The following is a 13,220-nucleotide window of genomic DNA, read 5'->3' as shown; positions in this document are numbered from 1 at the left end:
GGCAAAAGATGACAGAACAATTTCTACATGGAGTAAATGTTATCGAGGTTACCTCTGGAGCAAGAGCAGTACGCACAGCTAAATCATCGGTAATTGGCGTAATTGGTACTGCACCTGATGCTGACGGGGAAAAGTTTCCACTGAATAAACCAGTATTAATAGCGGGAAGCTTAAAAGAGGCTGCGAAGCTTGGAAAGAGTGGCAGTTTACCTTCTGCAGTGAATGGAATATTTTCCCAAATTGGTGCAACAGTAGTAGTTATTCGAGTTGAGGAGAAAGTAGAAGAGACGCTCAGCAATGTCATTGGAGGAGTTGATGAAGAAACCGGAGAATATCAAGGGATTCAAGCGTTCTTAAGCAGTGAAAGTATAGTCCATGTTGCGCCAAGAATACTAATTGCCCCTCAGTTTACTCATCAATTGTCTGGAGATGCTGGAAACCCAGTGGTTAGCGCTTTAATTCCTATAGCAGAAAAATTAAGAGCAATAATAGTAGCAGATGGACCAAATACTAATGATGAAGAAGCAATAAAGTGGAGAAAAAGTATCGGCAGCTCAAGAGTTTATGTTGTAGATCCATGGGTAAAGGTGTTTGAAGGGGAGGAAAAACCGCCAAGTCCATTTGTAGCCGGTTTAATAGCCAAAGTAGATAGTGAACAAGGATTTTGGCATTCGCCCTCAAATAAAGAGATAAACGGTATTGTTGGAACAAGTAGAGCTATTGATTTTACCTTAGGTGATACAAGTTGTAGAGCAAATTACTTAAATGAAAATGAAGTAACAACGATAATTCATCAAAATGGCTATAGGCTTTGGGGAAATAGGACATGTTCAAACGATTCAAAATGGGCTTTTCTATCAGTGAGGCGTACTGCAGATTTAATTAACGATAGTCTACTTCGAGCTCACTTATGGGCAGTTGATCGCAATATCACCAAAACTTACATAGATGATGTGATAGAGGGGGTGAATTCTTATTTGGCCAATTTAAAAGCCCAAGGAGCGATTATCAGCGGAAAATGTTATGCAACACCCGAACTCAATACACCAACAAATATTGCAAGTGGAAAAGTATATTTTGACTTTGAATTTACACCACCATATCCGGCTGAACAGATCATTTTCAGATCTCATTTAGTGAACAACCAAATACTTTAAAAGGCTTCTAAACAAAATTCAACAAATAAACGAAGAGAAAAATGCTGCCAAAAATCCTAAAGAATTTTAACGTATTCGTAGATGGCAAAGGTTATGCAGGAAAAATAGACGAAATAACCTTGCCAAAACTTACCATAAAAACAGAAGAATACAGAGCTGGTGGTATGGATATTCCAATAAATATTGATATGGGAATGGAGAAACTTGAAGCTGATTTTACTTTTGCCGAATATGATTCAGAGCTTTTTAGGCTTTTTGGCCTCATAGATGGTAATTCGGTTTCTTTGACGCTAAGGGGCGGATTACAAGGTAGTGGAAGTAATGATATTGAAGGAGTAATTATCAACCTTAGGGGAATATTTAAAGAGTTTGATTTTGGTAGCTGGAAACCTGCTGAAAAAGCCACTCTCAAATGCACTGTAGCTGCCCATTATTATAAACTTACTATAGGTGGCAATGAGCTGATAGAAATCGATGCTGAGAATATGATTAGAAAGATAAATGGTGTTGATCAAATGGCTTTGTTACAAACGGTTTTAGGTATTTAATATAGTTGACAAAATTACATCAAAATGTTAAAATGTAATAAGTTGTAGGTATATAGTTGCTATGGATTCTAAAGCTCATACAAATTCCATAGAGCAGCTGACAGGTTTGCTTGTTAGTGTAGCTCAATCTCAAGACAAGTCCGTTTTAAAATTATTAACTGAGTTAATGGAAGAAGAAATTGAAGATATGGAATTGTCTAAGATTGCTGATGAACGCTATAAAGAAAAGAGGGTTAAACATCAAGATGCCTTCTGGGATTAAACCCTACAATATAGACTATTCAGAATCTGTTATAAAGAAGGACATCCCAGCTCTTCCAGCAAAAGTAAAGTTGATGATTAAGAAGGCAATAATGGAGCGTCTAACAGTTGATCCAATTGGACTTGGAAAGCCATTAAAGCACAACTTAAGTGGACAACGTAGTCTACGTGTAAGCACTTACCGTATACTTTATTATATAGATGTGCCAGAGCATACAGTAGTTATTACTTCAATTGAACATAGGAAAGATTCTTATCAAAGCTAATCCTATTTATAACACCATACAAAGAAATTAGTTATGTAAAAGCCGATATAGACTTTTATTTAATTAATTTTTAGGGGGAAACATGACAACAGTAAAACTTGATAACCCAATAACAGTAGATGGAACTCCGGTTTCGGAATTAACTTTTAGACCAGTTAAAGTAAGGGATTGCCTAGCAATGGAACGTGCCGGTAGTAGTGATTTTGAAAAAGAAGTTGGATTAATTGCAAACTTAGCATCTGTGACGAAGGAAACAATTTTAGAGTTATATTTTGCAGACTACATAAAAATACAGGAGGAGTTGAAGGTTTTTTTTCCACCTGTTACACAAAGGACCTGAGGCTAAATGTACTAATGCTCAGCTCTGTCATAGGTGGCGGGATTGAGCAGGTACTTGAAATGGAAATGAAAGAGTTTGTTTTGTGGGTAAAAGCAGCAGGAGAATTTAAATGTCAACATTATCAGTAAAAATAGGTGCCATACTAGATGGTAGCTTTAATAGCGCAATGGCAGGAAGTAGCGCTCAACTTTCCCGTCTTGGGGGTACAATAAGGCAACTTGATACGTCGATGAAATCGGTATCTAAATTTAAGGAGTTAAGTCGTAACACATTAGTTGCCAAGAGATCTTGGAAAGGTTTAGAAGTGCAAGTAACGTCCTTGGCTAAGCAAATGAAAACAACAGCAAAGCCAAGTAAAGATTTAAAGGCTCAGTTTGATAAGGCTAAGGAATCGGCAATAAAGGCCAAAACAGCGTACTTACAGAAGAGAGACACTTTACATGCGCTCAGTGAAGAATTTAAGAAAAGTGGAAAAAACATTCAATCTTTGATAAGAGATCAAGATAAACTAGGTGCTTCTGCAAACAGGCTGAGAAGTCAATATAGTAAGCTAAACTTTGCTACCAAAGCATACCAGAGCTTTTCAGCAAAAAGGACACACTTTAAATCACAATTACTAGAAACAGGAGCACTTGCATTAACACTTGGAACTCCATTTAAAGCTGCAATTGATTTTGAAAGCGCTATGGCTAATATTAAGGCAGTGATAAAACTTTCTGATGATAAGGAAGATAATGATAGAGAATTCATGGAACTTGGTAAAATGTTGAAAGAGTTATCCCGAACAATACCACTATCTGCTGCAGAGTTAGCACAGGTAACTACAAGTGGTGCTCGACTTGGTATTGAAGAAAAAAAAGATCTTCTAGAATTTACAGAAATAGTGTCGAAAATGGCAGTAAATTTTGGTATGAATGTAGAAGAAATAGGAAGTGCTGCTAGCAAGCTCTATAAAATTTTTGGAACAAAAATAGAAGATCTAAAAGAGTGGGGAGATACGATAAATCATCTATCAAGTAATACTACTGTTGAGGCAAAAGATCTGATGGCAGCAATGACGATAGCTGGCGGTGCAGCGAAACAGTTTGGTTTGAATGTTGATCAGATAGCTGGTTTATTAAACGCCTTCATTAGTTTAGGAAAACAACCCAAAAAAGCAGCAGAAATGATAAATGGTGTGCTGGTCAAACTTCAAACGGCAAGTGAGCAAGAAGATGAATTTAGAGAAACACTAGAGGAAATCGGGATAGATATAGAAGAGCTTGAGGAAAATATCAAGAAAAATCCTCACAAAGCGCTACTGGATTTTTTTGAAATTTTAAAAAAAATAGATAAACATGATCGGGCTGGCATTCTGCTAAAGCTCTTTGGGCAGGGAGCAGAAGATGATATAGCGCTACTACTTGAAAATTCAGAAGTATATGGAAAGGTGCTGGATTTATTAGCTGATGAAGGGGAACGTGCAAATTCATTGCAGGAAGAATTTAAGGATCGTGTGAGTACTACAGCAAGTAAATTACAACTGCTGAAAAATTCGATAGCAGAAGTTGGTATGAATTTAGGTTCAGTGATGTTGCCTGTTTTAAAACCTATAGCTGAGAAGTTAAAATGGGCAAGTGAAAATATAGCTTCATTTGCAGAAGAATATCCAACTGTAACTAAAGTAATCATGGGTACTATAGCAGCACTAATAAGTCTTAAAGTTCTATTAGTAGGTGGTGGTTATATACTTAGTCTTTTCATGGGAACAGTTTGGAGTTTAGCGGCAAAAGCAATAGCAACATTTTCTGTTCTATCGACATACGCTATTCCGGCAGTAATTACTGGACTGAGCGTTTTAAAAGCTACAACTTTGAGCTTAGCAACAAAAGCTTTTCCGTTACTATCATCAGCCATACCTGTAATAGTAACGGGACTGCGGGCAATAACACTTGCTGTAGTCAGTAATCCTATAGGAGCAGTTATTGCTGCAATTGCAACTGGTGCAACACTTATTATAACTAATTGGCAAAAGGTAAAGAACTTTTTCTCTAGCATCTGGGAGTACATAAAATCAATAATAAAGCCCATCGGAGAAATGTTTTCATGGCTGGGAAATACTGTTGGTAGCATATTTGGAAAGGTTGCCGAAAACAGCCCACTGAAAGAATTTGAAAAAAGAAAAAGTATTGTTGCTGAAATACATACTCCCCTTAAAAGTAGCATTTCTAGTAATCTGTCAAATAATAGTGCGATCAAAGAAATGTCTGAGAGAAACAAGAGCTTTATTGAGGAGAAAAAATCTATAGAAGGTAATCAAGTTAATGAAATATTTGAAAAAAACAGATTTGAAAAGAAAGAGTCAAAAACACATAACCAGACATTTAATCAAACGTTTAATATAATTGTTAAAGCAGAGCCTAACCAAGACGCCCGTAGCATTGCTGATGCAGTAATAGAAAGGTTTAGAGAACAAGCAAGAGGGGCTCTTTTTGATATTGTAGAACCAATAAATTAATATGTTACTCGGGCAATTTAAATTTGATCCAGTAAGCCTCAGGCGTAGTAAAGAGCATAGGTGGCATACAATTGAATGTATCGAGAAGACATCACTGCAGAATATCGGCTCAGGAATTGAGAATATTGATTTAACAGGAGTGATTTATCCACATCGTCAAAATAGTAGTTTAGAACAACTAATACCAACCCTCATAAATAACTAGACAAATAATTCACAGAGCAAATGGTTTTGATCGAACTTTCCGTAATATCTCGAATAAATTCAGATACAGCATTTTCAAGTAATTTAATAGAGTCATACATCTTGTTCTTTATTATATTTTCCTTTAAATGTTGCCAAAATCTTTCCACAGGATTGAGCTCAGGCGAGTACGGCGGCAAATAAATTATGGTGATATTTTCAGGAGTTTTTAAACCTTTAGACCTATGCCAACTTGCGCAATCCATGATAAGAAAAGCTTCTCTAGTCCCCAAATCTTTCGACATCTGCTCCAAAAATATGTTCATGCAATCTGTGTTTACATGTGGAGCAAGTAGGCTAATATCCTCTCCATTCCTGGGATTTACAGCGCTGTAAAGATAGAAGTTTTCTCTTCCGATTTTTACTTTAACTTGTGTTCTTGAGCCCTTTTTAAACCATCCATGTCCAACTTTTGAGTGCGTTCCAAATCTCGATTCATCGAAAAAAAACCTCCTTTTTCCGGTTCTTTTCCACAATTTCATTGAGATTTTTTTTGAACTCCTCTTGTTTGTTTTTGTCTTGTTTATAATGTGCTGGACGAGGTGTGATATATGTAAATCCTAGCTTCTTCATAAGCCTTCTCGCCGTTGACTCACTTACTTTGATAGCTAACATTCCTTCAACTATACCTTGCAATTTTTTAGCAGTCAGATTTGCCCCATCTTCTTCTATTACCTCTCTTATTTTTTCCTTCTTCTCCTCGTTCAGTTTTGGTTTAGGTCCTCGCCCTGGCTGTATTGCAAACCCAATAACACCTTTTTCTTTAAATCTTGCAATCCATTTCATTAATGTCGTTCTCGTAATTCTATATATTTTAGCAACTTTTGAGATACCATACTCCTTTGCTGATATTATTGCTTGTAACCTTCTTCCTATCTCTCCTCTTATTCCATATTTTTTTAATTCTAACTTGCATTGATTATATAGTTCTTCTCCTATTGCTTTACTTTTTCCTGCCATAAACTACATATTTATTCTTTCTAGCCTCAATTATTTGTAGTTTTTACTATTTGTCTATCTATTAGTGGAGATTGGTATAAGGAATATGCGTGAGCCAAATGTTTTAGTTGATGGTTCAGGAAAGATACTAGGAAACTTTATAATTACCCATATAGAAGAAAAGCAGGGATCATCTTTTCCATGTGGATTGCCAAGAAAGATCGAGTTTCAATTGAAGTTAAAAAGCTATGATTTACTATTTTACCAAGGATAAAGAAATGCTGGATTATATTTGTTGGAAGCATTCGGGCTCCAGGTTGGTGAGTCAATCAGTATTGCAGAAAGCAGTGTTCAAGAGGGAGAAAGAATTGTGAGCGAGATTGTAAGTAGTACAAAGGCAGGAATAATGATTGGCTTATATGACAAAGCAGCTGAATTCAATACTGAAATGCTTCTTGCGGTATCGCGCAGAAATATAAGTACTTCTGTCTCAGCAAAGATTACGGAAGAGTTGAGAAATCATGGAGTTTTCCAAAGCTTGCGAATGAGTTATAATAGGTTAGGAAAAGAGGAAACAAAGAAGATGGTAGACCTTCTAACTGATGATTATCAACTGAGCTACGGAATGGGAAAGAAAAAGCCACTTGCTGTTATTCGCTGTATGGTTCCAAGTCTTATCGATTGTATTTTATCTGAAAAGCCAACGGTAAAGAATTTTTTGAATAATATGCAAAGGCAAATAGATGCAAGATTGAGGAATAATAATGCAGATAATGCAATAGACTTTAATGAAGAAGAGTATCAGAATTTTGAGCGAGAAGTAATTGATCAGTGGAAGCAATCACTTTGCGAAAAAGTTGAGCAATTCATATCTCACCACATGAGTTCAATTTTATCAGAAAATTATTCTTATGTTGTGCAAAAGGCAAAAGAGATAAGTCAAAGTGAAGAGCAAAGTTTTATAGACTCTGATGCTCATTATAAGAAAGAAGTAAGTAGTCATAGTGATAATACAATAGAAACCCGTATAAGAGATCCACTTGTAGAGCGATTGAATAGACATCGTAACGAGTTATTAAAACAAAACCCTATACCACGAACTTTTATAGGAGAACCATCTGTAAGCCAGGTTAATGATTTACATAAGCCACGTTAAAGCCCAGGCTGTTGGCTAGCACCATTACAGATGGAAATATCATAGAGCTTGCTTGATATCATGTAAGCACCAACCCCGGCTATTAACGCGGGTATAGCTATTGCTAAGACAGGTAGTTCAACTGAATAACAGACCAAAGCTGTTACTAGTGCAGCAACAATACCAACAGCAATTGCGATTTTTTGTTTCCTAGAAAATATTGGTGGCTCTTTTTGAGAATAAACACCAGAATTAATAGGAGGGTGTCCCATTACTGTTTTCTCACTAGCTGCCTCCTCTCTTTTTTCTTTGCTATCAGCATTATCTTTTGGTTTTTTCTTATCATGCTGTTTTACAGTACCCTGATCATCTTTGTCAGATTCTTTTTGTACAACATGTCGTGCCGTTACATTAGACTTCTTTCAAAATTCATGAAAGGAGCTCTCTATTGTGAATAGAGGCAATCAAATTAAATCTTAAGCCAAAACGTTTTCGTCGATTTCTATATCTGTCAGAAATGATTTTAAACCTTTTCAATAAGCCGATTACGTTTTCAACTACCACTCTTCGTATAGAGAGAGATCTATTTTCTGCTTTTTTCTCCTTTGATAAAGGATTCTTTTTTGATCTTCTATGTGGTAATTCAACATTTTTATGTATCTTTTGCATTCCTCTGTAACCAGAATCAGCTAGGATCTTAGTTTGCGGTAATATTGCTATCTTTGATTCTCTAAACATCCGAAAATCATGTTTTCTACCATTGGAGAAAGATGTACATACGACCTTTTTACTCTTCTTCTCTGTTACTATTTGTGTTTTTATAGTATGCCTTTTTTTCTTTCCAGAGTAAAAGCGCTTTTGCTTTTTTTTGGCCTTTCTACTGCTGTTTCAGTTCCATCTATTACCAAAACTTCGTATTCTACATTACTATTTAATAGATCTTTTTTTCCTGGTAATGCAAAATCTGGATGTTTTATTAATGTGTCTTCTACCCACCTTATTATTTTAAAACAGTTGCTTTCACTCATGCCATAACTTTGTCCTATATGAAAATATGTACGATATTCTCTCATATATTCCAGTGCCATAAGTAATCTATCTTCTATACAAAGTTTGCTTTTTCTTCCACTTCTAGCTTTTTTCCTTTTATCCTCCTCATCTAGAATTTCTACCATTCTCTTAAATGTTGATTTTTTTACCCCCGTTAAACGTCGAAACTTTTCTCCTTCTAACTTTTCTATTTCCTTATATTTCATGCTTCCAAATACTTGATCTTACTCTCTCTCCCTCAATTTTGAAAGAAGTCTATTATCTTCCTCTTTTTCTGTTTCAGGTATACTATCAACTATATGCTCATCCCAAAATTCTTGTTTTATAGCCTCTAAGTTAGAGATAACATAGTCACGCACTTTGCACCCCAGGAAATCTGGTTTTGGATGTTACAGATTTTTAATTACAGAATTTTTTTCAAAGAAAGAAATAAGCCTATTAAATAAATCATGATATTTAAGAAGATTACCTTCAACATCAACAACAGGCCACCCTGTTCCATGAGAAAACCTTTTTTCGATCTCACCTTCGACAATAGTACCTTTAACGGCAATTTCTATACCTGATATTCCAAGTATTTTAGGTATTGCTTGACTACATATTTGAATACCTTTTTCACTCATTACTCCATTTTCTGTTATCATTTCAGTAAGGAACTTGAGGTCCTTAGTTTGCTCTAATAATTTGAGTAACTTTCCGTGGTATTCTCTTGAGGATTCTTGTTCTTCTAGAAATTTCTCTATAGAACATGCCAAATCTCTATTCATGGGAAGAGTGCTACTACGCATCATTTTAATGAAACCTTTAGGAGTTTTACCACTCTTATTTCTAGTATAAATACTTGCGCCATGTTTTACGAAAAGCTTTACTAATTCCAAGCTTTGTTCTTTCAAATAGACTGGTGAATTTTCTGATGTTCCAATAGATTTTTCAACAAGTTGATGTAGGGGAGTGTTTCTTTTGTCATCTCTTTTATTAATATCTGCTCCACTTTTTAGCAGAAGTTTTATTGTTTCTACGTTAAAACCTTCATCACAAAACATGCAAGCTGCATACAATGGGGTTTGTCCATTATACTTCGCTATATTTGGATCTGCTTTTTTTCCCAGCAATAGCTCCACTACTTCCTTATTTTTATCTCCGTCAGTAATGTTAGCAACATATAATGGAGTTTTATTATCTGAATCCTGTAAATTTGGATTAGCCCCTGTATTCAATAAGTAACGAATTACTGACGTACATGGAATGCTTTGCTCTAAAACAGCCAAATGCAATAATGTTGTTTCTGTAATCTTTATTGCAGGAATTTGTAATTTAAACTTAAAGTTTATGTCAAACTTACTATTTTTCCATTCTTCATATATAGAAGGAAGTTCTTTTTTTAATTCTTTTTTTATCTCATCAATAATTTCAATTGAGCTACCCTGATCAGAATTGATATCACTGATTAACTTTTCAAATATATTTCTGAATTTCTTATATTGAGATAGAGGACGCATATTACTAGCCTTGAAAAATTTTTTAATTATACAATAAAGCTAAAGGAAGTCAAGGGTTGTGCACTGCCCCATAGAACTTTCTCAATTGCTCACTCCACAGCATCGATATCTTCTTTAGAGGCTGGTATTGTTATAGCTGGATTATGCAAGAAAGATGATCAAATATCTTCAGCAAGAAGCAAATGCAATGATAGAGGACAACCAGGAAACAATAGATAGATTCTGCAATATTGAACTATAAACGATGCCAAGCAAACTAAAGAAATTATACCACAAAGCAAAGAAAGGTTTAAAAAACATAGTTTCGCCCAAAAAACATAAAGCCGTAACTAAGGATCAAGAAGTTAAAATTTCAAACGATAAGCCAAAACCGCTCTCTGAAATTGTGGTGAAACCTAACCTATGCTCCTCTAAAGTAAAAAAAGATAAAAAAGGAATAAAAGAAAAAATAAAAAGTTTAAAAGTGAAGAAAGCAAAACCCGTAGAGAAAGAGCTAAAAAAGGGTAGCATATTCAAAAAAGGCTTCAAAAAGCTAAAAGGGAAAATAAAAAAATTAAACCCAATAAAGTCCAAGAAAAACAAGATAATCGGGAGCAAGAAGTTAGCATTTTTACTAACATCTGCTACAATTGTGGCAATTCTACCAACATTCAGCCTAGCTCCTCTGCCAGCGTTAGCCATAACTTCGGCATGCGTTTTCAGTATTAATTTTATAGCTGTGAAGACGTTAAAGAAAGTTATCAAACAACGCAAATTAGCAGCAGAATCTAAAGAAGTAGCAATTCAAGAAGAAGCTATAGCTGAAGCAGGAAAGCCGAAAGAAGAAATTCAAGATGTGTCTATTGAATCGGTAAGCAAGCAAAGTTCCAGAGATCTTCACTAATAGATTTATTAAATACTTTTCTATTTTTATTTAAATATTATCTATTAAATAAATAGTACTAGCAAAGCGTAACTTTTCTTTGTAAAATAACCTAAAAATGAGTGCAAGAGTTAATAATTTAAAAACATTTATCGCTGCATACTCATATACAAACACATTTTTTGTGAGGTTGTTGTGAAGATCGAAAAAATTTTACAAGACGCTTCCAAGAAGATTTATGAGTTTAGAAATCCTAGTCTTCTTTCATTGATCGTTTTCAAGACTATCAAAACTATTATCAATAGTAGATTTGGTACTAAAATTTTACATTTCTCTGCAAAACGCAATCTTTACAACTTATTTCTATTCCTTGTAAAATATGATGCTAATGTTGATGCAGTAAATAGAAAGGGCAATACAGTACTACACATTGCCTCTCAATATGGATCCACAGCAATAGCAGAGGTTATTGTAGTAATGAGCAAAAATGTTAGTGCTCAGAATATCGATGGCGACACTCCTTTGCATTATTCAGTAAAATATAGATATCTGGACGTTATGCAAAAGTTATTGCAATTTGGTGCAGACATTAATTGCCTAAATCGTCTAGGTGAGTCTCCTCTTCATTTGGCTGTACAATATGCTGACGGAGTAATGTTGGGATTGCTGATAAAGGGAGGGGCTTTTCTTGAAATTAAAAATATAGAAGCCTCTTCACCTTGCAGTTTCATTGAATAAAAAAGATCATGTGGAGCTTTTATTGCAAAATAGAGCAGATATTAATGCAATCGGAAGAGATGGTTGTACTCCGCTACATCTGGCTGTTATGAATGGCAATAAAGAAATTGTGGAATTATTGCTGAGTAAAAAAGCAAATGTTTATCTGAAATGTTTTTATAACTCTACAGAAGGTTATACAGCACTGGAAAACGCTGTAGCAAATCGAAACAAAAAAATTGTAGCATTGTTTCTGCTTCATGGAATCATTTTAGAGTAGTGGAGATGTCTTACGAGCAGATTTCTATATGTGGCATAATACTAATCATTGCTATTAAAATATTTCTTTTTTTCAGCAAAAACCTCGTCAGAACGTTCCATTTGAGAGAGAGTGAAAAGAAAACAGAATATAACTTTCAGGTTTACAAAGAAAATCTAAAAGTAGTCGATATTGCGAAACCAGTGGGCAAATGGACACGAATGGTTATACTGAATGATGGGTTGATGCAGCGTTTAGCTCAATTGATACAAAAAGAAGGCGATGAGAAGGGATATTGGGAGCTATTTGTGAAAGCTCAAGCTTCAACTCAAGGTAAGTATAAGGGAAGGGGAAGGTAGCTCCGTTTGCCTGTGTGTTTCTCTTTCGCTGCTGAAGTTAGTATGCCTTTTTTATTCTTTATAAAAAGTTTTACAACAGGTATATTTTCCAATATGATAATTCAGGCTCACAAAATAATGTATCACTCTATAGATACACCCTTTATAGCCCTTATTATTTTCCATAGCTTCCTCATCTTTACCCCCTCTCTATTTACAGAAAAAAGTTTCCTTAAATTTAAGGCATATATATAAAGTTTTTGTTAAAAATGCTACATATTATGCTTATAAAGGTATACCTTGTCTATAAAAATATTGAATAAAGTTTCAAGCCTTCTCTTCACTAATCTTTACAACCTCAGACAAAAACGAATACAATAAATCTTTTAACTTTTGATTATCAATTTTTTGATATTCTTGCATTATACTCAATATCTTGTTTTCTCCTTGACCATCCTCATTTTCACAATAACTTTCCGCTTTTGATGTAGGCAGTAGGGCTCCAGAATGTAATGACAATCCTCCTGCAATTTTAGGTGCTATTTTGAACGATGCATCCCCTTGTTCATACCTGACTATTTGTGACTTGAATATTCCGCTTTTATCCGCTAATTCCTCCTGTGTATACCCCTTTGCAAACCGCCAATCTTTTGCCTTTTGTACCATTTGGTATTTTACAGGTCTTACCTCTGTTATAACCTTGCTAATTTGCATTCCTTTTGACAAAAATCTAGTTAGTACACACACTGCATCACGAACTTCCTGGTCCTTAATTCTTTTCAGGATTTGCACTAAATTAAATGCCTCCTTGTCTTCACAAACTGTTGGCTTAGGAAAGAAAATTTCAATATCACAAGATAATTTTTTTGCTATCTTCTCGAGCGTTTCAGGTTGAATGTTGTGTACCCCTCGATCGTACTTTCCTATTAGTGACTTTGCTACACCAGTTTTTTCTGCGAAATCCGCCTGAGAGTATCCTAGTTCTAACCTAACATCTTTTACCTTTTGAGTTATTTGATAGCATAAAGAATCAGTATCTATCTTCTTTTCGGTACTCATGTTTTCACTCATTTGCAGTACAAACATATAGTACATTATTATAAAATTTT

The 13,220-nt window shown here is 34.9% G+C and carries 18 protein-coding genes; 12 read left to right on the top strand and 6 right to left on the bottom strand.

Going from position 1 to position 13,220, the window contains the following annotated elements:
- The first annotated feature begins 8 nt into the window (after nt 1-8).
- The 6 genes from NBW37_RS04495 (at nt 9) to NBW37_RS04470 (ending at nt 5,069) form a co-directional block, all read left to right on the top strand.
- Entirely contained in the window at nt 9-1,157 is a 1,149-nt protein-coding gene (locus NBW37_RS04495; protein ID WP_250296995.1) for a phage tail sheath subtilisin-like domain-containing protein, read from the top strand.
- Nucleotides 1,158-1,198: 41 nt separating this feature from the next.
- Nucleotides 1,199-1,705, top strand: coding sequence for a phage major tail tube protein (locus tag NBW37_RS04490; protein WP_250295906.1), 507 nt, complete (start codon nt 1,199-1,201; stop codon nt 1,703-1,705).
- A gap of 61 nt (nt 1,706-1,766) precedes the next feature.
- On the top strand, nt 1,767-1,967 hold the full coding sequence (locus NBW37_RS04485; RefSeq protein WP_007303020.1) for a hypothetical protein: 201 nt from the start codon (nt 1,767-1,769) through the stop codon (nt 1,965-1,967).
- Complete coding sequence (locus tag NBW37_RS04480; protein ID WP_010082215.1) at nt 1,951-2,232, top strand: type II toxin-antitoxin system RelE family toxin; 282 nt, start codon at nt 1,951-1,953, stop codon at nt 2,230-2,232. Before NBW37_RS04485 ends, NBW37_RS04480 begins: the two co-directional genes overlap by 17 nt.
- Nucleotides 2,233-2,314: 82 nt before the next feature.
- Nucleotides 2,315-2,572, top strand: coding sequence for a phage tail assembly protein (locus NBW37_RS04475; protein WP_250295905.1), 258 nt, complete (start codon nt 2,315-2,317; stop codon nt 2,570-2,572).
- A gap of 109 nt (nt 2,573-2,681) precedes the next feature.
- A complete protein-coding gene (locus NBW37_RS04470; protein ID WP_250295904.1) occupies nt 2,682-5,069 on the top strand; it encodes a phage tail tape measure protein in 2,388 nt (795 codons plus the stop codon).
- 191 nt (nt 5,070-5,260) lie between these two features.
- Here the strand turns inward: NBW37_RS04470 and NBW37_RS04465 are convergent.
- A protein-coding gene (locus tag NBW37_RS04465; RefSeq protein ID WP_250295836.1) for an IS630 family transposase occupies nt 5,261-6,272 on the bottom strand; the annotation gives its coding sequence in 2 pieces (ribosomal slippage) (nt 5,261-5,758 and nt 5,760-6,272; 1,011 coding nt in all).
- A gap of 85 nt (nt 6,273-6,357) precedes the next feature.
- On the opposite strand from NBW37_RS04465, the gene NBW37_RS04460 reads away from it, so the two are divergent.
- Both NBW37_RS04460 and NBW37_RS04455 read left to right on the top strand, forming a co-directional pair.
- Complete coding sequence (locus tag NBW37_RS04460; RefSeq protein WP_250295903.1) at nt 6,358-6,525, top strand: phage tail protein; 168 nt, start codon at nt 6,358-6,360, stop codon at nt 6,523-6,525.
- 18 nt (nt 6,526-6,543) lie between these two features.
- Entirely contained in the window at nt 6,544-7,407 is an 864-nt protein-coding gene (locus NBW37_RS04455) for a hypothetical protein (RefSeq protein ID WP_250295902.1), read from the top strand.
- On the opposite strand, the gene NBW37_RS04450 is transcribed toward NBW37_RS04455, so the two are convergent.
- The 4 genes from NBW37_RS04450 to NBW37_RS04440 form a co-directional block, all read right to left on the bottom strand.
- Entirely contained in the window at nt 7,404-7,658 is a 255-nt protein-coding gene (locus tag NBW37_RS04450) for a hypothetical protein (RefSeq protein ID WP_250295901.1), read from the bottom strand. The two genes, NBW37_RS04455 and NBW37_RS04450, sit on opposite strands and share 4 nt — an antisense overlap.
- A 157-nt stretch (nt 7,659-7,815) precedes the next feature.
- Nucleotides 7,816-8,642, bottom strand: a protein-coding gene (locus tag NBW37_RS04445; protein ID WP_250295841.1) for an IS5 family transposase whose coding sequence is annotated in 2 segments (ribosomal slippage) — nt 7,816-8,255 and nt 8,255-8,642 — 828 coding nt in all. Because the reading frame shifts where the segments join, the coding sequence is not laid out codon by codon here.
- 18 nt (nt 8,643-8,660) lie between these two features.
- Nucleotides 8,661-8,795, bottom strand: coding sequence for a hypothetical protein (locus NBW37_RS07635; protein WP_256466256.1), 135 nt, complete (start codon nt 8,793-8,795; stop codon nt 8,661-8,663).
- A 30-nt stretch (nt 8,796-8,825) separates the two neighbouring features.
- Nucleotides 8,826-9,935 (bottom strand): ankyrin repeat domain-containing protein, encoded by a 1,110-nt coding sequence (locus NBW37_RS04440; RefSeq protein ID WP_250295900.1) that lies wholly within the window; start codon nt 9,933-9,935, stop codon nt 8,826-8,828.
- Nucleotides 9,936-10,179: 244 nt separating this feature from the next.
- Here NBW37_RS04440 and NBW37_RS04435 point away from each other — a divergent pair, with 244 nt between their 5' ends.
- The 4 genes from NBW37_RS04435 to NBW37_RS04420 all read left to right on the top strand — a co-directional run bounded on the left by NBW37_RS04435 (nt 10,180) and on the right by NBW37_RS04420 (nt 12,132).
- Nucleotides 10,180-10,818, top strand: coding sequence for a hypothetical protein (locus tag NBW37_RS04435; protein WP_250295899.1), 639 nt, complete (start codon nt 10,180-10,182; stop codon nt 10,816-10,818).
- A 174-nt stretch (nt 10,819-10,992) separates the two neighbouring features.
- The gene (locus tag NBW37_RS04430; protein ID WP_250295898.1) at nt 10,993-11,535 is read left to right on the top strand and encodes an ankyrin repeat domain-containing protein; all 543 of its coding nucleotides are present in this window, start codon (nt 10,993-10,995) and stop codon (nt 11,533-11,535) included.
- Nucleotides 11,528-11,794 (top strand): ankyrin repeat domain-containing protein, encoded by a 267-nt coding sequence (locus NBW37_RS04425; protein ID WP_250295897.1) that lies wholly within the window; start codon nt 11,528-11,530, stop codon nt 11,792-11,794. Before NBW37_RS04430 ends, NBW37_RS04425 begins: the two co-directional genes overlap by 8 nt.
- A 5-nt stretch (nt 11,795-11,799) precedes the next feature.
- Nucleotides 11,800-12,132: a hypothetical protein gene (locus tag NBW37_RS04420; RefSeq protein WP_250295896.1), complete on the top strand. Its 333-nt coding sequence runs from the start codon at nt 11,800-11,802 to the stop codon at nt 12,130-12,132.
- Nucleotides 12,133-12,438: 306 nt separating this feature from the next.
- Here the strand turns inward: NBW37_RS04420 and NBW37_RS04415 are convergent, their stop codons facing one another.
- The gene (locus tag NBW37_RS04415; RefSeq protein ID WP_250295895.1) at nt 12,439-13,197 is read right to left on the bottom strand and encodes a helix-turn-helix domain-containing protein; all 759 of its coding nucleotides are present in this window, start codon (nt 13,195-13,197) and stop codon (nt 12,439-12,441) included.
- Nucleotides 13,198-13,220: the final 23 nt, after the last annotated feature.

Source organism: Wolbachia endosymbiont of Oedothorax gibbosus, assembly GCF_936270145.1.
GTDB lineage: Bacteria > Pseudomonadota > Alphaproteobacteria > Rickettsiales > Anaplasmataceae > Wolbachia.
The sequence above is the reverse complement of the archived record's forward strand: the minus strand, read 5'-3'. Positions and strand labels throughout refer to the sequence as shown.